This is a genomic window from Kamptonema formosum PCC 10802 (genome assembly GCF_000332335.1).
Taxonomy (GTDB): domain Bacteria; phylum Cyanobacteriota; class Cyanobacteriia; order Cyanobacteriales; family Oscillatoriaceae; genus Oscillatoria.
In genome coordinates, this window is sequence record NZ_KB235948.1 from 1,025,623 (window position 1) to 1,051,078 (window position 25,456).

Here is a 25,456-nt window from a genome sequence, read left to right on the forward strand (position 1 = left end):
CTCCCCTCTGATAAAAATCTGTTAACGGTGATATCGGTTTGATTTATCCAACCATTTTATTGTTAAAATAGGTAACGAAAATGAAAAAGCTGAGAAAACGTTACTGCTATGGGCCGTGTTGGGGTTTTACTGCTCAATCTAGGTGGGCCGGATCAGCTAGAGGATGTCCGCCCCTTTCTATTTAACCTGTTTTCAGATCCAGAAATTATTCGCCTGCCCTTTCCCTGGATGCAAAAACCGCTAGCGTGGATGATTTCGACCATGCGAGCCAGGAAATCTCAGGAAAACTACCGCCAGATCGGCGGTGGCTCCCCCCTGCGCAGGATCACCGAGGAGCAAGCGTGCGCCCTGCAACAGCACCTGCAGCAGAAGGGACAAGAGGCCCAAGTCTACGTGGGCATGCGCTACTGGCACCCCTTCACCGAGGAAGCCATCGCCAGAATCAAGCGCGACCGGCTCGAAAAGCTGGTGATCCTGCCCCTTTACCCGCAATTTTCCATCAGCACCAGCGGTTCTAGCTTCCGGCTGCTGGAAAAACTCTGGCAAGAAGACCCATCCCTCTACCGGATGGAATACACTGTCATCCCCTCGTGGTATCAGCGCCCAGGCTACCTGCAAGCAATGGCCCAGCTGATCGCCCAGGAGCTCGACCAGTTTGACAATCCAGACGGAGTGCACATCTTCTTCAGCGCCCACGGCGTGCCGGTGAGCTACGTCGAAGAAGCAGGCGATCCCTACCAGCAAGAGATCGAGCACTGCACCGAGCTGATCGTGAAAACGCTCAACCGGCCCAATGCCCACACCCTAGCCTACCAGAGTCGCGTCGGGCCGGTGGAATGGCTCAAACCCTACACTGAGGAAGCCATTAAGGAACTCGCCGCCCAAGGAGTCAATGATTTGCTCGTCGTTCCCATCAGCTTCGTCTCCGAACACATCGAAACCTTAGAAGAAATTGACATAGAATATCGAGAGATCGCCGAAGAAGCGGGGATTCACAACTTCCACCGCGTGCCGGCGCTCAACACCCATCCCGTATTTATTGACGATTTAGCCGATCTCGTAGTCGAAGCTGCCGTTGCCCCCAGCCTGAAGCTAGACGAAGTAATGCACCCCAAGAAAAAAGTCAAGATGTACCCGCAAGAGCGCTGGGAGTGGGGGATGACCACCACCGCCGAAGTCTGGAACGGGCGTCTGGCAATGATTGGCTTTGTGGCCTTAATCGTCGAACTCATCAGTGGCCACGGACTCCTGCACTTCGTCGGGTTGCTGTAGGCGCAGGCGTCTCGCCGGTGCACCCCCCGAGAAACCGCCAGACGGGACAGGCGTCCCGCCTGTCCTGCGCCTTGGGACAGGGACAGGCGAGACGCCGGTCCTGCGCCTTGAATCACTTATCGAGTTAGTTATAGCAGCAGTCATATTGGTTAGAACAATAGAATCTTCGGGAGCTCTGGAGCAAGGGAGGCCGGAATGTAGGGTTCCTAAATGCTTACTGCTATATAGACGTATGTACGGCGTCCGCCGAGCCTGAAGGTATAATGTTCTAACCTAAGTGCATACTGCTATTTCTCGTTCCCAGGCTCTGCCTGGGAACGCGCCAAGCCCGAGGCTCTGCCTCCTCTGTATAATAAGCTTATTCAGATTTGCCCGAAACAAATTCGCCTCCCTCAAATGAGGGCCAGCCAAATCAGCCCCCTTCAGGTTAGCCGCATTCAACCTAGCCTCACTCAGCCGAGCCTCATTCAAATTAGCGCTCGCCAAATTAGCCACATCGAGATTAGCGCCGCTGAGGTTCGCACCGCTGAGGTTAGCGCCGGTCAAATTAGCGCCATTGAGATGAGCGCCGCTGAGATGAGCACCGCTCAAGTGGTAGTGCTGCACAAGTAATGTTTTTTGCATTTTATAGCAGTAGGCACTTAGGTTCGTACATTTCGGCCTCTTTTGCACCCCCGCACTCCGGCTCCTATTGTCCTAAACCATATTACTACTGGGATATAGACGTCGGTACGGCGTCCGGCGGGCCTGAAGGTCTAATGTCCTAACCCAAGTGAATACTGCTATAAATTACTTAATTATTCTGAGCCCGCAAAGGCGGGCTTTGTCTGTATAGCGGCAGAATTCATTCTGCCGGATAACTTCTGCCGGATAGAGCAATATTCACTTAGGTTCGGACACGCTCGTCGGAAAGAAACGCCTATCCTGCGAGGTCCTGACGTAGGGCAGGCGTTCCCTCCGTGCCCTAACCTAAGTGGCTAGTGCTATAACTTCTGCCGGCGTGCCGTCTGCCGGCGTGCCGTCTGCCGGCGTGCCGTCTGCCGGCTCGGTCAATCGGGACTTTTTTTATAGCGGCGGGGATTTTTAGCCGGTCCCTGAGAGACATACCAGCGATACCACTCCTTAGAGCTGCGAATCGCCAGCCACAGCAGCAGCAAAGCAATTAAGCCCCCCTGCTTGGGTGCGTCAAAGGCGAACAGGACCAGGGAAACGCAGAGGATATCTTGGGCCAAAATCACCCAAACCGGCAAGCCGCGCAGCCGGTAGAACCAGCCGGCTTGAACCAGCTGCAGGACAAGCGCCAGCAAGCCGCCGACTGTGCCAATGATCCAGACAAGCCAGGGGGGAGCGGGATTTCCCTCAATAAAAGTTGCCTGAGCGATCGCCATCCCCATAATGCCGCCGACAATCGGGCTAAACACGAGCTGGACAATTTGCAGGACGCGCTGGCCCAAAAGCTTTTTCGAGGCAAATAGCTCAAATAGCGACCAGCTGACCAAAATCGCCACAACCACCTGCGGGTGAATCCTGGAGAGAAGCGGAACGCGATCCCAGAGACTGTCGCTGTGCAAGAGGCCAATTAAAAGGAGAGGCAGGGCGATTCTCATTCCCCCTGCCGCAGAGGCGGAGAGCGCGGCTAGGAGTTCTGTCATAATCGCAATTCCAAAGTTTGCTTGTTTTTGACACTCTCCGCGCTCGAGAGCGACGGAGATTCGGGATGGGAGCCCAAATGGACTCTCACGGGTGCAGTCAAAGCGCCCCTACAGCTTGCCTGAAGGCTTCCCTTTACGTTTTCGGTTTAACATGCTTTGCCTAGAAACTCTCGCCGATGGGACATCTTTGCTGCCGGCAGGTATATTTGCCCACTCTATTCTACAGCGGCAGAAGGACGCAGGGTCGCATTTGCGCCCCGCTCGAGATCGAGACAGGGCGTGACGCGAGCTGCCGAGCTTCCTTCGTGTGCTTCATTCGCATGTCCGGGATACATTCTCACGCCGGTCCCGCCGGCTTTCATGCCTGCGATCAGTATTGCGGATTTTTGCATCCCAGAATTCCCACCCGCTTTCTCTTATTATATGTGTCTTTCCCAGAGGGGGGCCAGAAAATCGCTCCCTCCCTGGATGTATTCGCCACATCCCCCGGGCGGGGGTTTTTTCACCGGCCTCGGGCGGAGAACAGTCCAGGCGTGCCTTGTGGGGGAGCTTCTCTGTCAAGATAGCAAACCCCCACAGCGATGCGGGCATCCTCTCACCCCCTCACCCCCTCACCCCCTCACCCCCTCACCCCCTCTGGCCTCACCCCCTCTGGCCTCACCCCCTCTAGGCTCACCCTCTCTGTTCCAGTTCCGGATGGTGTTCCCCCGTTCCTGAAGTGACAAATTTGTCTTTGCCAGCGCCGCTGTCCCTGCCCCCAGTTTGTCGTTGGGCTAATGCCCCAAAAAAAAGTCGCTGGACTTTAGCACAAAATTGGCCGCCCGGATGCGGCCACCGGCGATCCCCGCAGGTTTTTTCTCGATCCCCAACGAGTTGTTGACAACCCAAAACACATGCTAAGATAAATTTCAGTAGCGAAAGATACAGTTTGCGGGGTGCGCGCGAGAAACCATAGCGCGGGGAGTGGCCACGGTGAGTGACTGTGCCACAAACGCGCTTTGCCGGTGCGGACTTTTTGGGGCTTAAAAACTACAGGAGAAAACAGCTAAAATGTCTAAATCATTATTTTCGGATGCCAGCGAAAGGCTAGAGCGAGCCATGAAATATGTGTCCATTTCAGAAGACGCTCTGGAACACCTAAAACACCCTAAAATCAGCTTGAGCGTGTCCATCCCGGTGCGCATGGACAATGGCTCATTGCGAATTTTCCAAGGCTACCGGGTGCGCTATGACGATACGCGAGGTCCGGGAAAAGGAGGGGTGCGATATCACCCCAATGTTACCCTAGACGAAGTGCAATCCTTGGCCTTCTGGATGACCTTTAAATGTGCCGTGTTAAACTTGCCGTTTGGCGGCGCGAAAGGTGGGGTGACAGTTAATCCAAAAGAGCTATCGAAGCTGGAATTGGAACGGCTGAGTCGGGGGTATATTGACGCCATAGCCGACTTTATTGGCCCGGATGTGGATATTCCCGCCCCAGACGTTTATACGAACCCCATGATCATGGGGTGGATGATGGATCAGTACAGCATTATCCGGCGTCAGCTCACCCCAGCGGTTGTCACCGGCAAACCGATTACCTTAGGCGGGAGTTTGGGGCGAGACACCGCAACCGCAATGGGGGCATTCTTTGTCATGGAAGCCATGATGCCCAAATTTGACCTGCCACCCCAAGAGACATCCGTGGCGGTGCAGGGGTTTGGGAATGCGGGGGCGCACATCGCAGAATTGCTCTCCAAAGCCAGTTATAAAGTGGTGGCGGTGAGCGACTCTCAAGGCGGAGTCTATTGCAAAAAAGGGCTGGATATCCCCAGCATCCGGCGGTTCAAAGAATCTCAGAAAGGAATTAAAGCCCTCTACTGCGAAGATTCCGTCTGTAACGTTGTGGAGCATGAAATTATCAGCAACCAAGAGCTTCTAACTTTAGATGTAGACGTGCTGGTTCCCGCCGCCTTAGAAAATCAAATCACTGAGGCGAATGCCAAAGATATCAAGGCCAAAATTATCTTTGAAGTCGCTAATGGCCCGACAACCTCAGGGGCGGACAAAATTTTGGAAGAAAAAGGCGTCTATGTGTTTCCGGATATTTTAGTCAATGCCGGCGGGGTGACGGTTTCCTATTTCGAGTGGGTGCAGAATCGCAGCGGGCTTTACTGGACGCAGCAGGAAGTCAATCAGCGATTGAAACAGAAAATGGTGGGGGAAACTGAGCCTATTTGGCAGCTCTCTCAGGAGCTAGACATCTCGATGCGAACTGCGGCTTATGTCCACGCACTAAACCGGCTGGGCGAAGCGATTAGTGCCAAAGGCACAAGGGATTATTACCTCAGCGCCTGAGCCAGATCGCCGCAGCCACCAATGCGTGGCCAGAAACCCGGGCAGAAACCGGGTTTCTTTAAGAAACCCGGTTTCTCGCCGATCGGGTTGGAGGCGGGGATGCCGGCGTTTCAGCTAAAATCCAGAAAATGCCTTTCCGGGTTCTTATGAAGAAAAGCCTCCTGCACCGGCACCTCCGCCTTCCTGCCTTCGCCGCCAGTCTCTATCTGAGTCTGCTCGGCAGTCTCGGTGCGCCCGTCCTCGCGCAGCCATCCGCCGCACCGGCAGCCCCCCAAGCCCAGCCATCCGCCGCGCCGGCAGCCCCTCCATCTCAACCGGCAGCACCATCGAGCCCTGCTGTCAAGCAATTGCTGGGGCAGTGGGAAGCAAAAGACCCATCCGGTCAGCGGCTGCTAACATTCATTTTTGCGCCCGGAGGCAAGCTGTTTATCGTGCTCCCGTCACCGGAGGAGCCCTCACCTGCCGTCGAGATGGGGTATCAAATCAATGATGCGCCCAAACCGATGCACCTGGACGTGAAAATTAACAGCGATGAAACCGTCTTGACAATTGTGGAGATCACCCCCGACGGCAAGATGCGCTTGCAACTGGAAGGCACGAATCCCGGACTGCCCAGACCGGCAGCGTTTACTCAGGGCGGTACGCTGTTCGAGAAAATTTCCGACGCCACCACGTTGCCGAAGAACGCTCAACTCGTTGAGATGAAAAAGACGCGAGCGCCAGAAAGTGAGGGCGAAGTGATAATTGACGTGATGACCCGAGCGCAGCAGGCTTATTATGTGGAAAATTCTAAATTTGCCACAAAGTTTGAGGATCTCGGCATCGGCATCCCCTCGGAAACAGATCAGTATCGCTACCAGATTTTAGCCGAAAGCGACCGCGCCCAGAGCGTAAAGGTAACCGCCCAAGCAAAGGCGGACGGGCTCACCAGCTACACCGGCGCAGTCTTTGTCAGGAAAAACAATGGGGAAGAAATTACAGTGCGCGTGATCTGTCAAACTAATTCCCCCTCCACCTCGCCGCCAGCGATGCCCGCCCCGCCTGAGAGTGGGGCTACAGACAGTCTGTGTCCCGCTGGGTCAAAGCCTTTGCCTTAAGTGTAAAGCTTTGCGACGTATTCGCCATAGCCATTATAGGGCAGGGTGGGGCGCACTTCCCAGGCAATCGACGGCCCTTTGCCAACAATGCGTTCTGTCGCCTGGGACCAGCGGGGGTGGGGCTTGCTGGGGTTAACATTGGCCTCGAAGTCATACTCGCCCGGCACCAAGGTGTTCCAAAAGGTCGCCGGTTGCTTGTCGAGAAACTCGATTTGGACGATGGATTTGGCTCCTTTAAAACCGTACTTCCAGGGTGTTACCATACGGATGGGGGCACCGTGCTGCTTGGGCAAAGTGTGGCCGTAGATGCCGGTGGCAAAAAAGGCCAGATCGCTGGCCATTTCGTCAGTGCGCAGGCTTTCAGTATAGGGCCACGGCAAGGAGCCGAAATGCAAGCCCGGACCGGGGGTGATTTGCGGGTTATAGTAGGATGTGAAGCGGACAAATTTTGCTGCAGGTTCGGGTTCGACCTCTTTGAGCAGCAGTTTCATCGGGAATCCAATCCAGGGCACCACCATCGCCCACGCTTCCACGCAGCGGAACCGGTAAATTCGCTCTTCGAGGGGGAATTTTTTTTGCAGGTCGTCTAAGTCGTAAGTGCGGGGGTTTTTAACGAGTCCTTTGACTTCGAGTTTCCAGGTTTCGGTAGGCAAAGCTTGAGCGTTTCTCCAAATGGATTTGGTGCCGCCGAATTCGTAGAAGTTGTTGTATGTGGATGCGAGAGATTGGTCGGTGACGGGGCGGTCAACTTGTGCGAAGGCGGGATTGCGCTGGATGGAGTCGAGTTTGAGGGTGCCGGCGTAAGGATCGGTTGCCGATTCGGATTTGTTCTGGCAGCCGGTGAGTGCCGGCATGATAGTGGCACCGATACCGGCACCTATCAGGGTTTTCAGGAAGCGACGCCGGTTGAAAAAAACGTCACTAGGTGTCACTTCTCGTTCCGGAATCTCCCAGGATTTAGGGATGCGGATCAGTACCATTGTCAGGCAACTCCATGTTGAACTATACTGTTTGTAGCATAAAGTTTGTAGTTGGGCTTCAGCCCAAAAGTTTGTAGTTGGGCTTCAGCCCAAAGGTTCGTAGTTGGGCTTCAGCCCAAAGGTTCGTAGTTGGGCTTTAGCCCAAAGGTTCGTAGTTGGGCTTTAGCCCAAAGTTTGTAGTCGCCTCTTATCCCCCCCGAATTCTTATCCGCGTTTCCTCAATAATCCATAAGCGATGTTCCACCGGCTCCCTAGCCATCAGCGGGATGGCACGCTGAAAGACTGATATCAGGTAAGGCTTGTCTTGCCGGCTCACGCGCAGTACCATTATACCAGGAAACTCTTCAGGTGGATAGGTTTGAATGTCTGCGAAGTCTAAATCCAGCGTCACCAGAATCCGCTCCTCTTGCCGGCACACCTCAATCACCAAAGCATCGCTCTTTCCTTGGAGTTTTTGCTCTGCAACTGTTACGGCATCATAGCCAGCTGCCTGAAGGAGTCCGGCAAACTCGGCGGGTAAATTTTCATCAATTTTAAATTTCATCTGCCAGCTTCCAAGCTTACCGGCACGATGCGCTCGCGGGCAATTTCAGCCGCATAGGCGAGCGCCGCCTGAATATCTTCAGGAGTTAAAGAGGGATAACTTTGCAAAATTTCTTCTGAACTGACACCGGCAGCAAGGTTATCGAGAATAACAGATACCATGATGCGAGTGCCGGTGATGCAAGCTTTGCTGTGGCACACTTGGGGGTTTACAGAAATCCGGTTTCGCCATTCCATGACACTAACTCGGGGAGAATGAGAGTATCTTTACCTGCCTAATTATAACACATAAAAAGGTTCGTAGTTGGGCTTCAGCCCAAAAGTTCGTAGTTGGGCTTCAGCCCAAAAGTTCGTAGTTGGGCTTCCGCCCAATAGCGCGTGTCATTCCTCAAGATCGCCAAGCATCTCCCTGACTTCAAAGTCAAGATTGCCGGCAACTTGTGAGGTGTGATACAATAAAGAAAGTGAGTGTTTCTCTTTTCCATAACCCCACCGGCGCAGGCACTCATCCATCCAGGCAATTGTCCGCTCTGCTTCCGGCCAATCTTCTGCCTGAGACGCATGGTAGTGCGCCCTGAGCAAAGGCTTGATATCCTCGATATCGTTCCATTCAGATTCAGGTTTGATGGGAAGGGTGATAAAATAGTGGTAAGCTTGCCGGTGAGCGGTGCGGAAGGCTTCAGGATTTTGAGACAGGATGTGACCGGCTTTTTCGATGACGAGGGGGTGAAGGCGGTAGGATTCTCGCTCCCTGTCATATTCTAGCAAGTGCCGGCGTTTCAGCGCCAGGAGGATGTTTTCTTTGAGATCGTACCGGCTCACTTCTGGCATCTGGGCGGCAATGCCGGCAATAGTGAGGGGATATTCTGAGGTTTGGTAGACAGAAAGCCGGCACAGGCAAGTCTGCTCCTCATCGCTGAGGTGTTCCATCACTTCATCTAGTATACTCTCAATATCGTGCGTCAGCAACCAGTCTCTGTCCTGCAAAAATATCCGGACTCTTCCTCCGTATTCGCTATCGTCTCGAATCAAAGCGGCGACGAGTTCTAGGGCTTTGGGATGTCCGCGATAGCGGGCTTGCAGTTCGTGCAGTTCTGTGGGGGTAGCGGTTAGGTGAAAAGATTGCAGCAGGGCGACTGCGGCTTCGGCATCGAGTCCAGTCAGTGTCAGGGTGTGGGTTTCCCGTTTGGGCAATTCTGCCAAAGTTTCCCGGCTGGTAAAAATGATTTTGCTCTGGTGTTCTGTTTCTGCCAGCTGTTTGAATAGCCAAGCGTAATCGGAGCAGTCTTCGGCAAAATAGCCGGCACCTCCGGCTTGTCCTGTTTTCAAGAGTGTCTCGACGCCATCGAAGACGACTAGGCAGGGTTTTTCTTTGAGCAATTTTAGCAGGTTTTCGGTCTTTTTGAGGCAGTTATCTGGAGGGGAGCCCGATTCGATTGCCCCAACTTTGGGAAGTTGGGAGGGGTTGGGGGGATCTGTGCTGGAGAGGGAGAGGGAGAGGGAATCGGCAATGGTGTCAAAGGGGAGGGGTTTGCCGGTGGGCGAGCGCAAGGTGGCCCATGCGGCGGCGGCGAAGGGGGCTTTTTCGGTGTGGAGTTGGCGGATCAGCTGGTTGGCGAGGGCGGTTTTGCCGGTGCCGGTGAGTCCAACAATGCAGATGGCGGTGGGATTGTCCCTGGGATGTGTGCCGAGAATGTGAGCTTTAAGGGTTGCGAGTTCCTGCGCTCGCCCTGTCCACATGTGTGCCGGTGGCAGTTTGTCTGGGAGTGGGAAGCTTTGAGCCGGCTCCCCCGATGCCGGTAAATCGGCCATCGCCGCAGCCAGGAGTGGCTCTGTTTGCTGGATGTCCCTGCACTCAATAATGTCTTCCCAGTTATGGATGCCTACAGCCTTGCAAATATCGATAAACGTCTCTCGGCGAATTGGCTGTCTGGCCCAAAACCGCTTCAACGTGGCTTTTGAAGTCAGCGCCGCCTGACACCAGGCATCCCCTGTCTTGTTCCAGCCGAGGTTGCGTCTGGCTGTGTCCACGATTCTCAGCCCCTCTTCAGATGCCCTGAGCAAACCCGCCATCGTCACTCCTTTACCACAATTTTGCCTAAATTGGATTATAGCTCAGCGTGGTGAGCGGAAAGATGAGCCAAATGAGACAAATGAGCCAAAAAGTGAGCCCTTATGAGCTGATTAGTGAGCAAATTGCTGAGCTAAATGAGTTACGTAAATGAGTAGCCGGGGCTTTATACTAGACTCAAGGTCAGGAACCTCAACTGTTTTGACTGAGAAAAGTGTTGACTGTGAACATTGCAGCTCTTCTCTTAGTCCGCGTAGGCGGACTTCGTTTGTATAGCCGCGAATTACATTCGCCCGGAGCTTAAGTTGACACCACTGGGGGAGTGCGCCTCCGAGTCGGCACCATCCGCCATAACCGCTCAGATTAGGAGTGCAGAAATCTGGCAAGTTGGTTTTCCAGTGTTGGCTATTTCAGTGCGAGAAACCAAGCTGACCAACCGGCAGATTATGTAAAAGTTTGTTAACCGCGTTTCTCGTCAAAGTCGGGGTTCGAGCCAGATACAAAGATAGGAGCGACTCTATATATTAGGAGAATCAGGGAACTATGAAAGGGTATCAAAAAGTTCAAGCCGTGGCCATAGGACTGTGCCTGAGCGTCCTGGCCGGTGGCAAGGCAGAAGCCTTTACCTTCACGAAGATCGCGGACAGCAGCACCAGCAGCAATAATGGCTTCAGCAGTTTTGGTCAGGGGTTTTCCACTACCTGGAGCTCTACTAACTGGAATGGGTCAAGTCAGAACCCCAACTCCCCACCCCTGGGACTCGCAATCAACGAAAAGGGAGAGGTAGCCTTTTTCGCGAATTTGAAAACTGGCGGCACGGGCCTGTACATAAACAATACCATAGCCAACGCACTCACCGGAACCAACAAAACTGTTGCAACGAATATCAACTCCCAGTTTAGCAATTTCGGGCAGGGACTTTCCCTTAACGAAAATGGACAGGTAGCCTTTTTCGGGAATTTGAAAACCGGGGGGCAAGACATTCTTATCGGTCAGGGCAATACCACCAATTACACGACCATTGCCAGCACCACCGGCCAATATAGCAGTTTCGCGCAGGGACTCTCCCTCAATGATAACAACGAGGTAGCATTTTTTGCCTCTCTGGATGCAGGCGGTTCGGAAATCTTCAAAAGCAACGGCACTGCAACCACAAAAATTACCCACTGTTCAGGTGGTGGGGGCGGGGCTGAATGCCCGATCGCCAGTCAAAGACCTTCCATCAACAACAGTGGAACGGTTGCCTTTACCAGTGCCAACGGTGTCTTCACGAGCAAGGACGGCATTACGACCAACAACATCATGTCTGACCCTGCCACTTTCATGACTGGGCGATACCACGACGCCAGCATCAACAACAGCGGCAGAGTGGTCTACCGGACTGGGTTGAATAATGGGGCAAGCGCCGCTATCTTGAGCAGCAGTCAAACTAATACTAGCCTAATTGCTGGCAATACTCCTCCCATTCATAGCGTTTCCAGGAGCCCTTCCATTAATAATAATGGAGAGGTGGCATTTATCGGTGAGTGGGGTGGTTATCAGAACTTCGGCATTTTCACAGGTATGCCGGACTACCTCTCCCCCAAATATAATGGGAATAGTGCTCAAGCGTGGGCGGATATGCTGGCAAAAGATAAGGTTATTCGGGTTGGCGATACCCTGTTTGGTTCTACAGTGACAGCTCTTTCGATGGACCGGGAGAGCATGAACAATAAATGCCAGATAGCCTTCTGGGCTCAACTAGCGAATGGCATTCAGGGTATTTACCGCGCCGAGGCAGGTCAGGGTCAGTGCCAGACCAATCCCCTGATGCCGGATGTGGTTAATAATCCCACAGGAACGAACGGGCCCGTTTACCAGTTTATCAATCAGCCCGGACGTGCCTGGTATGACCCACCATCTGCTACTGGCTTCACCTTCAAGATGACTAGCGACTCCCTGTTTACCTCGATTCTTAACTTACCCGGCGGTTTTGACAGTCCTTTTACCGTTTCAGTCGGGGAAACCATTCTCGGTGAATTCACAGGCGGCGACAGCATAGACTTTGTTTCCCTATTCGGTAGCGGCGTTAAGGAGTTTAGCATCACCGGCCTCAACGTTGACCCAACTAACCCTGATGTTTTCCCCATTAAACTCGATTTTGACACCGATTTAGCCAGTTTCGACATGTACACGCTAGGCTATCAGGAATCAGACACCAAAAAAGTCCCAGAACCTAGTTCTGTATTGGCGCTTCTGGCTTTCGGTGCTTTCGGTGCCGTCACCCTGCGGAAGCGCCAGCAGAAATTAGCCGCCAAAAGTGCCGGGAATTTGTATAGGACTTACGCACAACCATGAAAGAAACCGGGTTTCTGATGCCATCCCCTGCACTGAAAGTCAAGGAACAGGGCAGGAAACCCGGTTTCTGCCTAAGTTCTATTGCAATTATCGCTTATCTCATATGAATGAGATAAAAGCAAACCGGGTTTGTGGGCCATAGTTCATCCAACTGAGAAACGCTATATAGCAGTAAGCTATGGCGCATAGAATGTGCACTGCCCATCTCTATTCTCTCGTTCCGAGCCTTACGGGAAGCCTGCGTGCACTGTGGGGAACGCAATCTGGAGGCTCTGCGTCCTTTCAACGAAAAAGCAGGTTAAAAGCCTAAGAACTAAGCGACTTAGGGAACGGACATATTTACCTTGAGGGTAGGGCGTAGCGCTGTAGGCGCTTGCGCCAGAAGCTCAAGAGCGCATGCGCCGCTTCTCTAACGCTGAACTTATGTTTATACCTTGTAAAACAGGCGTTCCCTCCGACCCAGTTTTCGCGCACTGACTGTTTATTGCTATCGCTCCCACCGGCACTTTAACAAGGCAATCTTCGTCTTGTAGCGAAAGGCAATAGCTCCAGCTTGACTTGTGCGGGACTTACGCAAAGCCTCTATATGTAGGGTGGGTTAGCGCTAGCGTAACCCACCCCAGACCACATGAAGTAACCGGCACCACAATTAAGTGTCGCTGCGTAAATCCTGTTATGGCCTTCTGGAGATTGCCCGCACCAACAACTACGCTGACAGGGTTGTCTGCTATGAACATTGGAAAAACTGTAACTGTAATAACACGCAGCCAGAAAGTTCACCGCGTGATTGCCTCCGCTGTGACAGCGCTAGTGGCAACAGCCGGCACGAGCCAGATCGCAGCTGCCGGCACCATCCGCCACGATCGCTCAGATTCGCAATACAGAAATCTGGCAAATCAATATGCCAGTGTTGGCTATCTCGGAGCCAAAAACTCTGCTAGCTCTTGGAGCTGTTCGGGAACCCTCATCGGATCTGCCTATGTGCTGACAGCAGCTCACTGTGTTGAAAGTCAAAACCAATTTCTCACCCAGGGCACATTTTGGGTGGGCGGTAGTAGCTACTCTGTTATAGGTGCCACAGCACGCGCCAGCTGGTTTTCTACCAATCGGGATTTGCTAGCCGGCAATGACCTTGCCGTTCTGCGTCTGGCGAGCAATGTCGCGAATGTCACAGCGGCGAGCCTGTTCTCGGGTGCCGGTGAGGATATGCAACAGGGGACATACGTTGGTTTCGGCGCTACAGGTACTGGCATAACCGGCTATAATATTAACACAGTCGGAACTAAACGCGCTGGACAGAACATCATCGCACTTGGGAACAAACTTAGCAGTCAGGGGTATACTGACAATTTACTGATATCTGACTTTGACGATCCGCGCACAGCCAAGTCTTGGGACCCTCTCAGCCAACCTCTAAACTTAGAATACCAAGTGGCACCTGGGGATAGTGGCGGGGGACTTTTCATTAACGGTTTGCTAGCCGGTGTTAACTCTTTCATCAGTGGCTTATACGACGACCGAACAGATTCCAGTTACACCGATATTTCAGCCGCCACTCGCGTTTCGCGGCACACGAGTTGGATAAATGGTGCCATGGGAGCGCTTGCAGGAAAGAACACCGCTAGCGCACCAACTGCCGGCACCTCTGGAACAAGCAGTGGCGGAAGTTCGTCTGCCTCTGGCGCACCCACTCCATCTGAAGCCCCTCTCCCACCAGAATTTGACTATTTTGATGACTCCTATCAAGTTTCTTGGCTTTGGGATAGCGGTTTTGAGAATCCGTCCCCTCCCTCAAACGCCGAAAAAGTTCCCGAACCGGGCACAGTTTTTGGCTTGTTGAGCTTTGGGGCGCTTAGTGCCGTTACCTTGGGCAAGCGCCGGCGGAAACCCGCATATCACGGGTGATAAGCTGTTAGGCTTTTAACCTGCTTTTCCGTTGAAAGGAGCCAGAGCCGGCAGATTGCGTTCCCAGCCTGAGGCTGGGAACGAGAGAAAACCGGGTAACTTCGGCGAAACCCGGTTTCTGCCTCCTCGCAAGAAACCCCGTTTCTGGATACCAACTAACCGGCAGCCAACATTCCCGCAAAGCCCGCCGTACTCGCAGCAACCTCCACCGCTTTATTATAAGCTTTTTCAAACAGCGTCTCCGCCTCGTCATAGCGTCTTAACTTCGACATCGCCATGCCTTTCATTTCCAGAATGTAAATCGAACCCATGCCCTTCGGGAAAATTGCCAGCGACTGGTTGTAAACCCCAATCGCTTCCTCATACAGTTGCAACTCGAACAGCAGCGCACCCTTGGCATTTAGCGCCTGGTAGCGAGAAATTGGATTAGCGCTAAACTCAATCGCTCTGTTATAAGATGCGATCGCTTCTGGGAAGCGCTGCAGCTGCCGCATCGCCTCACCTCGCTGCTGCCACGCATAACACGCATTCGGTTTCAGCTCCAAGGCTCGCTCGTAAACTGAGATCGCCTCTTCATAGCGCTTCACCGCCAGCAAGCGATTGCCCTCCTGACTGCAAATCTCAACGTCATTGAGCTCAAATGTGCCGGCTCTCTCAGCTGGCTGTTGCCGGCAATTGGCTGCGTTTTCCGGATGGTGCTGCCCGACCGCCGGCACTAGCCCTTGCTCCACCCCCAGCACCCCCTCAGAACATTGCTGACGCAGGCACTTCGAGTCGGGCACAGCCCACACCCTATTGACGATTCCCGCCCTGGCAGCTTGCAAGCTAGACATATGGGTTCTCCCGAACACGAGCGTTATTGATAACTTCCCCTTAACCTACAGGGATTTCTGTTTTCTCAGCCAATACTCTACACCCTGGCTTTGCAATTTAATAGTAATTAGTCTAACAATTCCGGTGAAAAATTCTCCCTCAAAAAGTTAAATTTTAATTAAGGCTGCAACTGGTATATATAACTACCATTCCCCTGCGGGACACCCCTGGCGCTGGCCATCCGAAACTCTTAAAAGAATCTTATAAAAAACGCAGTTTAACAAATTGTGTGTACTGTTTGCGGCGAACATTTGAGCCGGTTGCGCCGCCTTTGATGTTGGGCTTGGCGCTCGCTTAGCTCAGCTCCTTGAACTGGAACCAGCAAGATTAACTGAGATGCTCTAACATTTTTACAAGACCTTCCCTGTTTGGCGAAGGCTCCACCCCACTCTGACTCGGGTGAGCTGCAATTCTGCTGTGCCAGACGCTTTGTGCGTCAAGTTTCACCCCCCAACCCCCCGCTTCCCGGACGGGCACAAGTCCACCCCCTACTGTCCGGGAGTGTCAAGGAGGCGCAGGGGGGAGTCAGGCGAATCCACCCTGAGCCAAAAGCGCCGGCAGATTGTAAAGTAATATTGCAAACCTTTTCTAAATATGAAGGAAATTTTCTACAACTGAGTCAGAGCCTCTTGTAAAACCAATATTGCGAGGAATCACAACATGGATAAACTCTCAAAGTATCGTTTAGTCTGCACCCTGACCTTTGGTGATATCTACGGTCAGATCATCGTTTGGCTAATCGTCATCTTCCTGAGTCTAGCCTCAGCACTCGCCCTGTGGAGCAGCGCTCGCCAAATCTACGCCTTGGCCACGGTTGGCCTGATCCTCGTCCTGTCTCTGCCCTTCCTGCTGTTTGCCTTCGTCACCACCCTGCTCAACCACATCGAGTTCCTTCCCATAGAGATAGCAGACAAACCCTCGCCAGCCGGCAGCGCCCCCAGCCAGAAACCCATCCAAGCCACCAGCTGAAGCTTCTGAGAATCTCGCCAGAAACCCGGTTTCTTCAAGAAACCGGGTTTGTTAACCGCGTCATTCTAAAAACTTCCCTGCCGTTTGGTGGGGAATTTTTGTTGTGCGGCACCATAGTGATGGTAGGAATTCTGAATAAAAGCCTGAGCATGCTAGAACACGACGTCATCATCGTAGGCGGTGGACTTGCCGGCTGTCGCGCCGCAGTAGAGATTGCCCGCAGTAACCCCAACTTGAGCGTAGCCACAGTCGCTAAAACCCACCCGATTCGCTCCCACTCCGTCGCCGCCCAGGGAGGAATCGCCGCTACCCTCAAAAATGTCGATTCAGCTGACACCTGGGAAGCCCACGCCTTCGACACCGTAAAAGGTTCCGACTACCTCGCCGATCAAGACGCCGTAGCAATCCTCACCCGCGAAGCCCCAGACGTGGTGATTGACCTGGAACACATGGGCGTGCTGTTCTCCCGCTTGCCCGACGGGCGCATCGCCCAGCGCGCCTTTGGCGGACACAGCCACAACCGCGCCTGCTACGCCGCCGACAAAACCGGTCACGCCATCCTCCACGAACTCGTTAGCAACCTGCGCCGGTATGGGGTTCGCATCTACGACGAGTGGTATGTGATGCAGCTGATACTCGAAGAAGGCCAAGCCAAGGGCGTGGTCATGTACCGCATCCAGGATGGCGCGATTGAAGTCGTCCGCGCTAAGGCGGTTATGTTTGCCACCGGCGGCTACGGTCGGGTTTACAACACCACCTCCAATGACTACGCCTCCACCGGCGACGGTTTGGCCATGTCTGCCCTGGCCGGCGTCCCCCTGGAAGATATGGAGTTTGTCCAATTCCACCCCACCGGCTTGTATCCCGTGGGCGTCCTGATTTCTGAGGCGGTGCGGGGGGAGGGTGCCTACTTAATTAACAGCGAGGGCGAGCGGTTTATGGCCAACTACGCCCCCAGCCGCATGGAACTCGCACCCCGCGACATCACCTCCCGCGCCATCAGCCGCGAAATTCGCGCCGGACGCGGCATTCATCCCGATGGCAGCGCCGGCGGGCCATTTGTCTTTCTCGACCTGCGCCACATGGGGCGCGAGAAAATTATCAGCCGGATTCCTTTCTGCTGGGAGGAAGCCCACCGGCTCCTCGGTATCGACGCCGTGCACCAGCCCATGCCGGTGCGCCCCACAGTCCACTATTCTATGGGCGGCATCCCGGTGAGTGTCGATGGCCAGGTGCGCAGTGGTCCGGACGGGCTGGTTGAGGGGTTCTTTGCTGCCGGTGAAGCCGCTTGCGTCTCCGTCCACGGTGCCAACCGGCTGGGCAGCAATTCCCTGCTGGAGTGCGTGGTCTACGGGCGTCGCACCGGCGCGGCAATAGCACAATATGTGCAAAACCGCAAGCTGCCAGAGGTGAATGAGCAGCGCTACCTGACCGCCGCCATCCAGCAAATTGAAGCGCTTTTCAACACGGGGGGCAAATACCGGATTGGCCAAGTGCGTCAGGCGTTCCAAGACTGCATGACTGCGCACTGCGGTGTGTTTCGCAGCGAGGACGTTATGCGCGAGGGGCTGAACCAGCTGGAGGTGCTGCAGCAGCAGTACCAGCAGATATACTTGGATGACAAGGGGAGCAGCTGGAACACGGAAATTATAGAAGCGCTGGAATTGCGCAGTTTGATGATTGTTGGCCAGCTGATTTTGACCTCGGCGCTCAACCGGCAAGAAAGTCGGGGTGCCCATTACCGCGAGGACTGTCCGGATCGCGATGACGCCAATTTCCTCAAGCACACCTTTGCGTACTACTCGCCGGCGGGGATTGACTTGCAGTACAAGCCGGTGACTGTTACCATGTTCCAGCCCCAAGAGCGGAAGTATTAAGCCGGTGGGCACTGCGGCGGGAGTGGGGCATTGGGCGTTCGGGCATTGGGCATTGCTGATTTCTCGCCAAGCCTAAATCTTCGCCATACCCCATGCCCCATGCGCTATGCCCCATGCCCCATACCCCCTACGCCGCCACTCGCTCAAATTCAGAGATATCCGAAAGAAAGGTTTTTACAAATTCCCGAGTTTAGACCGGTTTTGTATATATGCTTTCTTCCGGAAGGCAGAAAATTATGCCCTTGGCGGCCAAAATCTCCCCCAGAACCGGCTGAAATTTGGCCATTTCCCCTAGAAATATGGCCCATACTGGGTCGGCGGAAGGCGCAAACCCCTCAAATTTAGGGATATCCGGAAGAAAGGTTTTTACAAATCCCCGATTTTAGACCCGTTTTGTATATATGCTTTCTTCCGGAAATCAGAAATGTGTATTTCGCACAAAAGATCCAAGGGCAGTTGGGTGAGAGCATCCCAATGCCCCATGCCCCATGCCCCATGCCCCATGCCCCATGCCCCCGCCCAGAAAAAATTTTTCCCCTCGGGTATTGCATCTTGCCAGAGGGAGATGTAGTATTACCTATATGCGAAAGGGAGTAGCTGCTAGCGAACCATCCAGCTAGCCCATCTGAATCAACATACTGGCGATAAGCCTGGTTCAGGTGACAAGTTTTTGATCCCTCAGGCCGGTGAGTCCGGGCTGAGTGAAAAGTTGAAAAACTTGGGAGCGAGACTTTCACTGAGTTCACATCTGATGTGAGCTTGGTGAAGTCTTGTGACTGAAATCAAGCTCACTCAGAGGAGTAGATTGTTCTGAGGAGTTTGAGAAAGTGTTAACAGCTTTTACTGCCGGTTTATTGCTGATTACGGTTTCGGAATTAGGCGATAAAACCTTTTTTATAGCCGCTATATTAGCCATGCGCCACCCCCGGCGTCTGGTGTTTGCCGGCGCAATAGCAGCGTTAGCAGCGATGACGGTACTGTCGGTTATAATTGGACAAACCGCCGCGTCCCTACTGCCCAAGGTGTATATTCATTACGCTGCAGTGGCTTTATTTTTCGCCTTTGGGGTAAAGCTGCTGTATGAAGCGAGTCAAATGCCGGCTAAAGCGGACGTTTGCGAGGAAGCGGAAGAAGCTGCAGCTGCGGTTAAGGAAGCTGAGTTGAAGATGCCGCCGGCGGGTGGGAAGGCAACCGGAGCCGCTATATCTTTGCAGTCCCCTCAGATAGCAATTTTACTGCAATCGTTTCTCCTGACATTTCTTGCGGAGTGGGGCGATCGCACTCAATTTGCTACAATTAACCTAGCTGCAGCGAATAACCCTCTGGGAGTAACTGTCGGTGCGGTTCTCGGACACAGCATCTGTGCCGCAATTGCAGTCGTGGCGGGACGATCGATCTGCGGTCGGATTTCAGAGCGCACAGTCACCGGCATCGGCGGCTGTCTGTTCCTAATTTTTGGTGCAGTCGCCTTGTTGGAAGGTGTTGGGGGTTAGGGTTTTGGGGTTTGGGGTTAGGGGTTAGGTTTCAGGTCGCACTCCAACCCATGCGATGATGCCCAATGCCCCATGCCCCATGCCCCATGCCGTGACTAATTACTGGGTGGGCTGTCACTGCCAGTTCGGGCTGCCGGTGCCGGTGCCGGTGCCGGCTTCGGTGAGGCCAGCTGCTGGATTTTATCTTTGTAAGTGGCGGGAGCCAGGGTAACAGCCTTTGAGAAGAGTGACTTGGCATCACCCTCTTTTCCCTGGGTTTTCAGCACCAGCGCCTTACCCAGCACGGGGCGGAAATCATCGGGCTTGGTTTTAATCAGTTCATCGTAGATGGCGTTCGCTTCGTCAAAGCGTTTCTGCTGGGCGTAGACATCTCCCAGCAGCAGCTGCACGGAGGGGACATCCACACTGCCCGGCTGAACCTGATTAGCGCCAGCTGCCGTTTTGAGAGTGTCTTGCAGCAGCCCAATAGCGGCTTCAGGGCGGTTTTCCCCCAGAAGCAGGTTCACCAGCCCTTGCAAAGCTTCCAGACTTCCGGGTTTAGAGGTGAGAATGGCCCGATAGATTTGAGCGGCTCCCTCGACATCGCCCAGGTACTGCTTGGCTTGGGCGAGCAAGACACCGTAACGGGGCTCGTCGGGATTGAGCTTGGCCAGTTTTTCCAGGGGCGGTATGGTCCCCTTGATGTCGCGCAGTTCCAGGCGAGTCCGCAGCAGCCCCTGAAGCGCCGTTTGGTTGTCCGGCTCCCGCTGCAAAACCAGTTCATAGCCCCGCGCCTGACCTTCCAGATCGGTTTGCTTGGGTGCGGGCGGGCTGCTGGGTGCCGGTGCCGGTGCCGGCTGGGCCGGTGCGGGCGCGGTCTCGCTGCGCACTTGATTGTTCTTGAAAATATTGCTTAAGAGGGGAAAGAGGGAAAATCCCACAAAGGCGATCAGTGCAAGCACCATCACCACTTGAATTATCCAGCGACCGGGCTTTTGGGACACACAACTGCTTTGAACTCTATTAACATTATCGATCGGTTTGGAACCGTGGAGCGCCCGGTAGCTCACTTTAGATCGTTTGGTTGAGTCAAAATTTTCGCGCTACTGTGAGGGGAGTGTGTCAGGCTAGTTGATGGAGAAATCTTGCTGATCGTCTCCTAGCCTTGTTGCATTCAGTAAAATAAGCTGACTGATGCCATCTACTCCCTGCCTGAAAACAGGAGTCTGCCGCCGGCACGTTTTTTGATGGTGCTGCTAGTCGCTCATCGCTCAAAGCTGTCAGCGTGCGGGCATCTCAAACCAGACAAGGTACAGAACCCGACTGATCGGAGCGGAAGAAGTCTCCGGCGCAAGGACGTTTTATGAGTATCTCTCCTGAGCAGTTACCCCAACCACCTGATTCAACCGCATCTGACTCTGGCCAGCCTAACGATGTGCCGGCTGTCAACCCACCGGCTGCTCCATCACCAGCCACTCCCTCCGTCAGCGGGGATGCCGAAAGCACTGGCAGTTCAGCTGAAGCCAGCAGTGCCCCCAGTGGTGAGAGTCCCTCTCCCCCACCGGCAGCACCCCGACTGGAACCGATCCCACCGCCCTCTGAGCCAATGCAGTACCGGGCTATTGGCTTGGTGCGGGGCCGCTACATGCCCTCGGCCAATCAATTCACTCAGGGCATCCTGCTGAGCTCAGACGGTACGGTAATTGATGCCGTGCTGCTGGGCCGGATCATGAGTTTGGTGAAGAACCACCTGAGTTTGGAGCAGGAACACCTGTGGGTGGTCTATCCCCGCACCCGCCAGAAAGACGGCAACTTGCACACCCAAATTGTCGGGGTGTGGGAGCCGGAAACTCTCTCGCCCGACGAGGCGGAGGGCGCGGCGGATCTTTCCGCCCCGATTGACGATGGCTATTTTTCCATTCGCGGCGAGGTGGTTTACCAGTCCCAAGAGCAGGAATATATCGTCGTCAAGATTCGCCAGGCTCCCCGCAAGCCGACCGATACGCCTAAGTTCTTCAAGTTGAAGCTCAAGGGAACTTTACCGGGCAAAGCGGTGGGGAACTTCTGGGACATGCAGGTGCAGCGCCAAGCTGAGAACCTGGTGATTCAGCAGTCGGCAGATATTGGCCCCGTTCCCGGCAGCAAGCCGAAGCGGAAGCCGGGCAAGCCCCGCAAAGGCGGGCGTCCGCCCAGTGGTGGGAAAGGGCCTCGCGGTGCCAAGCCCTACCCGCGCAAAGGCCCGCCTGCCGCACCTGGGGCTCCTGGGGAAGCTGGGGCTCCTGCGGCTCCTGCCGGACCGCCAGCTCCACCCAAACGCAAGGAACCGATCGCCAAGCCGGTGATCAAGCGCCGTCCCCCGAATCCCGAATCTGAAGAAGGAGGAAAGGGCAAGGGGGAAGGATGAGCGCTGCTGCCGGTGAGTTCCCTGCCGGCATTCAGCAGATATTACACCTGTTCCCCCCGCCGGCTGACCGGCGGGGGGACACTTGACAATTCTGCTATTCTAGGGTAAAGTTAGCACCCCACAAGTCTTGAGGCAAAAAGGATCGATCCATCGGAATCGGGGCAACCGGCTCGCTGAGCGTAAATTGGCCCGCTTCAATCCACTGCTTCAATTCCAATGCCACTTGACAGGACAGAAAAATGCTGGCCAGGGGTGCGACTCGCACCGGCTTGCCGTCAATGGCGATCCGGCCTGTCTTGAGCTGGGCGTAGCTGACCAAACCAAAAGTGGGGCGGACGCGCCGGGGGATGGCAAAATCCACCACCGGTGCGACGAGATCCTCGTCTCGCACGGCGCATTTGGCCACAACTTCTTCGCCCAGCACCGGCAGGGGAACGCCAACGCCCAGCATCAAAGAAGGACCGTAATTTTTGAAGTAGCAACCGCGAACCCAGCGAGGGTGCATCTGCTTGGCATCGCCAATCAAGGCTAGGGTGGCAGCTGGGCCAATGGGAGTGCGATTGGGCAAGCGTTTTTGCATTGGGAAGTGCTGGGTGCCTTCCCAGGCGACGTAGCCAATCCCCCCACCCAGAAAAATCCGGCTGCCAATGCCAATGAGCTGCAATTCAGGGTCATTGAGCAACGGGGAAAGGGCACCGGTGTTGGAGTAAACAGCATTCCCCACCCCGGGTTGCAGCGGACCGAGATAGGTAAACAGGAGGCGATCGCCGCCATTGACGCCGACAATGAAATTTTGGTACAAGTTGCGGGGATTGTACAGGTAAAATTGGTTAACTGTCTCGCGGGTGATAGTGGTTTCAAAGGATGAGCGCGGGTAACAGTCTGTTACTTGGCCAACGGCTCGCAAGTGTACGGGTTTGCCGGCAATTAAATTTTCGATGACGTGACCTCCGCCTCTGTTGTCGCGCAATTCTTCCCCGTCTGGGGATTCGCTGACTTGGGTGGCTCCGAGATACAGGTCTACCGCCCCAAAGCCAGAGTAAGCCAAGACCCCATCCAGCCAGCAGCGGCGAATTTTAATCGGCGGGTCGGTGTGGCCAAGGTTGATAATCGCTCCAGAGGATTCCATCGGCTCAAAGGTGCCGGTGGTAATTACATCAACTTCCTTGGCGGTTTGGCTGACGCCTACTTCCGCAACGCGAGCTTTCAATTCCTCGACGGTTAAAATTGCGGCACGCCCGGCGGCGATTTTGTCGTTAATTTCGGCAATGGTTCGCATGGGGAACTCTTGAGTGTTGAGTGTTGAGTGTTGAGTTGTGCGCTCAATAGGTCAGCAAAATTAAACGCCTGCTGTTAAGCTGTTAGGCTTTTAATCTGTCTGTCTGCCTGCTGGGGGCATTTCCTCCAGAACGGCGTTCCCAGTCTGAGGCTGGGAGCTAGGGGATAGAGATTTCTAGTGCAAATTCAATGCGCAAAGGTTCATATTAAGCATATAATTTACTTACTAAGCGTTAAGGGGAGAGGGAGTTTAGGTGATATCAGTATAGGAATTGAACGTTTGCCCCCAACTTACATAATAGCAAATTAGATGCGCTTTGCTTAAAAGATTAAACCGGGCACCCTGCGCTTCCTGTGGGACATGGGGGTGCCGGTCAAACCCGGGGAGGGGCGTCAGAAGCCCAGCAGTGATGCCCCACTCCCCCCGCAATCCGCAATGCTCCTCTCTAGAGAGATTAGGGGCACTCAACCGAACAGTCTCTCACTCCAGATGGAAAGCTGGCAGGAAAGGAGGTATGTAAACCCGCCCCTAGTAGTGGCAAAGGCTATCTGTTAATCCGCCCCTACTTTTTTTTATAAAGACTCTGTTACTGCGCCAGAGCGGGTTTATTTATCTTTTGTTGATAGAGAGTCTCTCAAGGCTGGGAGGTGGGAAAGCGCTCTCGAAACTTTCCCATATTTTATCGGGATGAGATCGGCAGGCACCCTCTCAACGCTTCAATTACTGAGCGCCGGCGGCGTCATCAACTGCAGGGCGGTCGGGATGTGGCGGACTCGGTGCCGGCGGGCTGTCAGTCAGGGGTGCCGCCCCGTCAGCTCCAGCACCGAAAACCTCAGCCGCTACAGCCGGCTTGACAGCTGTGTCAGGAGCAGTTCCCCCCCATTTATCCAGCACATCTTTCACCAGCACTTCTCGCACCCAAACTTGACCGACAACAGTCAGGGGGATCGCCAGTAAAAACCCCAAAAAGCCGAAGAAAGTGGCGAAGAATACTTGGGATAGTAAGGTCAGCGCCGGCAGCAGCGACACTTGTTGCGCCATGACGTAAGGGGTCAGGAAGTTACTCTCAAACTGCTGGATCAGAACGTAGAGGATGAACACCGCACCGGCTTTCCAAGGTGCGTCCAAAAGCGCGATGGACATGGGCAGCACCACACTCAAAGTCGGGCCAATATTGGGAATAAAGTTGAGCAATCCAGCTAAGACTCCCTGCGCCAGTGCCGGCTGAACCCCCAAAACCGACAAGCCAATCACGCTTAAAACCGCCACAACACTCATGCTAATCAGAGCGCCGAAGATCCACCGGCCCAATGCCACCTCACACTGGTCAAGAATCCCCTCCACCCGCCGCCGGTAGAAGGAGGGAAACACCCGCACAAATGCCTTGCGGTAAGATAGGGGCTGGGCTATCAGCATCAGCATCAAAACCAGCACCAGCAGAAAATTGAGCAGAGCTCCTAGGGAACTGGAGAAAAAGGCAAACGAGCTGTTCAAGAGCTGCTTGCCCAGAGACTGGAGTTCCGGCTGGAGTTCTCTGTTCAAGTTTCTAAAATCTGGGAGATACTCCATCGCCTGGGCGGGGATAATGGTCCGAAGCTGATTGCGCCAGCGGTTGAGCAGTTCTAATACTTGAGGCAGCTTGGTTGTCGTCAGCTCGTGATACTGAGCCGCAAATGGGGGCACAATCAGCAAGAAAAAGCCCACCAGTACGGCGGCGAAAATGCTAACCGACAGCAGGACGGCCCAGGAGCGCTGCAGCCCCGACTTTCGCAGCCGTCGAGCCAGCATATTTAATGCCGTGGCCAGGACAACGGCGGAAAATACTAGCAAGAGAACTTGACGGATCTGCCATAGTATGTATAGGGAAAGAGCTAAGGCTAATAAGCCAATCCACTGACCTAGTTGCACGGTGCTGACTCCTTTTCATCTAGGGGCTGGGGGGGGGAAAGTAAAAACTAAAAAGTCAAGTTGTGTGTTGGCGTGCCTTTTAGCTGATTGGGCTTCACCCTGGCGCTGCGGCAGACCGCCAGCAAAGGGCGGCGGCTACGATCGCCGGCAAAAGGAACACCCCGATCAGGGCGCTGGCGGGGGTGGCGGGAATGGACAGGGTGGGGCCTCCGTACTTGAGCAAAACAGAAACAGCAGTGGAGGCGAGCAGCACTTTGAGAAGGAATTGGGCATTGCTATTCATAGCAGCGGGTTGATGGGGAGAGAGTGGGCACAGGAACATTGCATCATTCATCGGAGGCAGGTTCGCCGGAGGGGCGCGCCAATTTTTCTCATGGTAAAGACCGCTCAGGCGCGCTCCTGTTAAATTCCATACAATCACCATAGGGCGATAAATCTCAACTCCTATCACGAGTTTAAGCGCTCCCTTGCCGGCTTGGG

Annotated in this window: 21 protein-coding genes and 1 pseudogene; 9 read left to right on the plus strand and 13 right to left on the minus strand. The window is 54.3% G+C overall.

What is annotated here, in order from left to right; translation table 11 throughout:
• Positions 1-108 precede the first annotated feature (108 nt).
• Positions 109-1,272, plus strand: coding sequence for a ferrochelatase (gene hemH, locus OSC10802_RS0104375; protein ID WP_017715569.1), 1,164 nt, complete (start codon positions 109-111; stop codon positions 1,270-1,272).
• A gap of 273 nt (positions 1,273-1,545) precedes the next feature.
• On the opposite strand, the gene OSC10802_RS57165 is transcribed toward hemH, so the two are convergent.
• From OSC10802_RS57165 to OSC10802_RS52570, 4 genes and pseudogenes are all read right to left on the minus strand, one after another.
• Positions 1,546-1,767, minus strand: coding sequence for a pentapeptide repeat-containing protein (locus OSC10802_RS57165; RefSeq protein ID WP_512699231.1), 222 nt, complete (start codon positions 1,765-1,767; stop codon positions 1,546-1,548).
• Positions 1,768-1,806: 39 nt separating this feature from the next.
• Positions 1,807-1,896, minus strand: a pseudogene (locus OSC10802_RS57170) (pentapeptide repeat-containing protein); the annotation flags it as partial.
• Between the two features lie 425 nt (positions 1,897-2,321).
• Positions 2,322-2,924, minus strand: coding sequence for a DUF4126 domain-containing protein (locus tag OSC10802_RS0104385; RefSeq protein WP_017715571.1), 603 nt, complete (start codon positions 2,922-2,924; stop codon positions 2,322-2,324).
• Between the two features lie 215 nt (positions 2,925-3,139).
• On the minus strand, positions 3,140-3,316 hold the full coding sequence (locus tag OSC10802_RS52570) for a hypothetical protein (RefSeq protein WP_198525058.1): 177 nt from the start codon (positions 3,314-3,316) through the stop codon (positions 3,140-3,142).
• 658 nt (positions 3,317-3,974) lie between these two features.
• Here OSC10802_RS52570 and OSC10802_RS0104395 point away from each other — a divergent pair.
• On the plus strand, positions 3,975-5,261 hold the full coding sequence (locus tag OSC10802_RS0104395) for a Glu/Leu/Phe/Val family dehydrogenase (RefSeq protein ID WP_017715573.1): 1,287 nt from the start codon (positions 3,975-3,977) through the stop codon (positions 5,259-5,261).
• Between the two features lie 146 nt (positions 5,262-5,407).
• A complete protein-coding gene (locus tag OSC10802_RS45345; RefSeq protein WP_017715574.1) occupies positions 5,408-6,358 on the plus strand; it encodes a type IV pilin-like G/H family protein in 951 nt (316 codons plus the stop codon).
• Here OSC10802_RS45345 and msrP read toward each other — a convergent pair.
• The 4 genes from msrP to OSC10802_RS0104420 all read right to left on the minus strand — a co-directional run bounded on the left by msrP (position 6,355) and on the right by OSC10802_RS0104420 (position 9,954).
• On the minus strand, positions 6,355-7,338 hold the full coding sequence (gene msrP, locus OSC10802_RS0104405) for a protein-methionine-sulfoxide reductase catalytic subunit MsrP (RefSeq protein WP_017715575.1): 984 nt from the start codon (positions 7,336-7,338) through the stop codon (positions 6,355-6,357). The two genes, OSC10802_RS45345 and msrP, sit on opposite strands and share 4 nt — an antisense overlap.
• A gap of 187 nt (positions 7,339-7,525) precedes the next feature.
• The gene (locus OSC10802_RS0104410; RefSeq protein WP_017715576.1) at positions 7,526-7,882 is read right to left on the minus strand and encodes a DUF5615 family PIN-like protein; all 357 of its coding nucleotides are present in this window, start codon (positions 7,880-7,882) and stop codon (positions 7,526-7,528) included.
• Positions 7,879-8,118, minus strand: coding sequence for a DUF433 domain-containing protein (locus tag OSC10802_RS0104415; RefSeq protein WP_017715577.1), 240 nt, complete (start codon positions 8,116-8,118; stop codon positions 7,879-7,881). The genes OSC10802_RS0104410 and OSC10802_RS0104415 overlap by 4 nt, the downstream gene beginning before the upstream one ends.
• Before the next feature lie 144 nt (positions 8,119-8,262).
• The gene (locus OSC10802_RS0104420; protein WP_017715578.1) at positions 8,263-9,954 is read right to left on the minus strand and encodes an AAA family ATPase; all 1,692 of its coding nucleotides are present in this window, start codon (positions 9,952-9,954) and stop codon (positions 8,263-8,265) included.
• 541 nt (positions 9,955-10,495) lie between these two features.
• On the opposite strand from OSC10802_RS0104420, the gene OSC10802_RS38675 reads away from it, so the two are divergent.
• Both OSC10802_RS38675 and OSC10802_RS0104435 read left to right on the plus strand, forming a co-directional pair.
• Positions 10,496-12,289: a PEP-CTERM sorting domain-containing protein gene (locus OSC10802_RS38675; RefSeq protein ID WP_017715579.1), complete on the plus strand. Its 1,794-nt coding sequence runs from the start codon at positions 10,496-10,498 to the stop codon at positions 12,287-12,289.
• Positions 12,290-13,018: 729 nt separating this feature from the next.
• A complete protein-coding gene (locus OSC10802_RS0104435) occupies positions 13,019-14,194 on the plus strand; it encodes a trypsin-like serine protease (RefSeq protein WP_017715581.1) in 1,176 nt (391 codons plus the stop codon).
• 155 nt (positions 14,195-14,349) lie between these two features.
• Here OSC10802_RS0104435 and OSC10802_RS43945 read toward each other — a convergent pair whose 3' ends face one another.
• Positions 14,350-15,027 carry a tetratricopeptide repeat protein gene (locus OSC10802_RS43945; protein WP_017715582.1) on the minus strand — a complete coding sequence of 226 codons (678 nt, stop codon included), beginning with the start codon at positions 15,025-15,027 and terminating at the stop codon, positions 14,350-14,352.
• Between the two features lie 700 nt (positions 15,028-15,727).
• Between OSC10802_RS43945 and OSC10802_RS0104445 the strand changes: the two genes are divergently transcribed.
• From OSC10802_RS0104445 to OSC10802_RS0104465, 3 genes are all read left to right on the plus strand, one after another.
• Entirely contained in the window at positions 15,728-16,036 is a 309-nt protein-coding gene (locus tag OSC10802_RS0104445; protein WP_017715583.1) for a hypothetical protein, read from the plus strand.
• A 149-nt stretch (positions 16,037-16,185) separates the two neighbouring features.
• Positions 16,186-17,913 carry a succinate dehydrogenase/fumarate reductase flavoprotein subunit gene (locus OSC10802_RS0104450; protein WP_026098160.1) on the plus strand — a complete coding sequence of 576 codons (1,728 nt, stop codon included), beginning with the start codon at positions 16,186-16,188 and terminating at the stop codon, positions 17,911-17,913.
• 827 nt (positions 17,914-18,740) lie between these two features.
• Positions 18,741-19,406, plus strand: a complete 666-nt coding sequence (locus OSC10802_RS0104465) for a TMEM165/GDT1 family protein (protein ID WP_017715586.1) — start codon at positions 18,741-18,743, stop codon at positions 19,404-19,406.
• Positions 19,407-19,501: 95 nt separating this feature from the next.
• Here the strand turns inward: OSC10802_RS0104465 and OSC10802_RS0104470 are convergent, their stop codons facing one another.
• Positions 19,502-20,350 carry a tetratricopeptide repeat protein gene (locus tag OSC10802_RS0104470; RefSeq protein ID WP_044170433.1) on the minus strand — a complete coding sequence of 283 codons (849 nt, stop codon included), beginning with the start codon at positions 20,348-20,350 and terminating at the stop codon, positions 19,502-19,504.
• A gap of 398 nt (positions 20,351-20,748) precedes the next feature.
• On the opposite strand from OSC10802_RS0104470, the gene patR reads away from it, so the two are divergent.
• Positions 20,749-21,789 (plus strand): heterocyst master regulator PatR, encoded by a 1,041-nt coding sequence (patR, locus tag OSC10802_RS38685; protein ID WP_017715588.1) that lies wholly within the window; start codon positions 20,749-20,751, stop codon positions 21,787-21,789.
• A gap of 94 nt (positions 21,790-21,883) precedes the next feature.
• Here the strand turns inward: patR and OSC10802_RS0104485 are convergent, their stop codons facing one another.
• The 3 genes from OSC10802_RS0104485 to OSC10802_RS54030 form a co-directional block, all read right to left on the minus strand.
• Positions 21,884-23,068, minus strand: a complete 1,185-nt coding sequence (locus OSC10802_RS0104485; protein ID WP_017715589.1) for a homocysteine biosynthesis protein — start codon at positions 23,066-23,068, stop codon at positions 21,884-21,886.
• Between the two features lie 720 nt (positions 23,069-23,788).
• Complete coding sequence (locus tag OSC10802_RS38690) at positions 23,789-24,976, minus strand: AI-2E family transporter (RefSeq protein WP_071593277.1); 1,188 nt, start codon at positions 24,974-24,976, stop codon at positions 23,789-23,791.
• Positions 24,977-25,070: 94 nt separating this feature from the next.
• Complete coding sequence (locus OSC10802_RS54030; protein ID WP_232731622.1) at positions 25,071-25,427, minus strand: hypothetical protein; 357 nt, start codon at positions 25,425-25,427, stop codon at positions 25,071-25,073.
• Between the last annotated feature and the right edge of the window lie 29 nt (positions 25,428-25,456).

Coding starts and splice junctions, on each gene's coding strand:
- OSC10802_RS0104485 (WP_017715589.1), bottom strand. CDS start 23,068: ATGCGAACCATTGCCGAAATTAACGACAAAATCGCCGCCGGGCGTGCC.
- OSC10802_RS0104470 (WP_044170433.1), bottom strand. CDS start 20,350: ATGGTGCTTGCACTGATCGCCTTTGTGGGATTTTCCCTCTTTCCCCTC.
- OSC10802_RS45345 (WP_017715574.1), top strand. CDS start 5,408: ATGAAGAAAAGCCTCCTGCACCGGCACCTCCGCCTTCCTGCCTTCGCC.
- hemH (WP_017715569.1), top strand. CDS start 109: ATGGGCCGTGTTGGGGTTTTACTGCTCAATCTAGGTGGGCCGGATCAG.
- OSC10802_RS0104450 (WP_026098160.1), top strand. CDS start 16,186: ATGCTAGAACACGACGTCATCATCGTAGGCGGTGGACTTGCCGGCTGT.
- OSC10802_RS43945 (WP_017715582.1), bottom strand. CDS start 15,027: ATGTCTAGCTTGCAAGCTGCCAGGGCGGGAATCGTCAATAGGGTGTGG.
- OSC10802_RS0104435 (WP_017715581.1), top strand. CDS start 13,019: ATGAACATTGGAAAAACTGTAACTGTAATAACACGCAGCCAGAAAGTT.
- OSC10802_RS0104445 (WP_017715583.1), top strand. CDS start 15,728: ATGGATAAACTCTCAAAGTATCGTTTAGTCTGCACCCTGACCTTTGGT.
- OSC10802_RS0104415 (WP_017715577.1), bottom strand. CDS start 8,118: ATGGAATGGCGAAACCGGATTTCTGTAAACCCCCAAGTGTGCCACAGC.
- OSC10802_RS0104420 (WP_017715578.1), bottom strand. CDS start 9,954: ATGGCGGGTTTGCTCAGGGCATCTGAAGAGGGGCTGAGAATCGTGGAC.
- OSC10802_RS52570 (WP_198525058.1), bottom strand. CDS start 3,316: ATGCAAAAATCCGCAATACTGATCGCAGGCATGAAAGCCGGCGGGACC.
- OSC10802_RS38675 (WP_017715579.1), top strand. CDS start 10,496: ATGAAAGGGTATCAAAAAGTTCAAGCCGTGGCCATAGGACTGTGCCTG.
- msrP (WP_017715575.1), bottom strand. CDS start 7,338: ATGGTACTGATCCGCATCCCTAAATCCTGGGAGATTCCGGAACGAGAA.
- OSC10802_RS0104410 (WP_017715576.1), bottom strand. CDS start 7,882: ATGAAATTTAAAATTGATGAAAATTTACCCGCCGAGTTTGCCGGACTC.
- OSC10802_RS0104395 (WP_017715573.1), top strand. CDS start 3,975: ATGTCTAAATCATTATTTTCGGATGCCAGCGAAAGGCTAGAGCGAGCC.
- patR (WP_017715588.1), top strand. CDS start 20,749: ATGAGTATCTCTCCTGAGCAGTTACCCCAACCACCTGATTCAACCGCA.
- OSC10802_RS0104385 (WP_017715571.1), bottom strand. CDS start 2,924: ATGACAGAACTCCTAGCCGCGCTCTCCGCCTCTGCGGCAGGGGGAATG.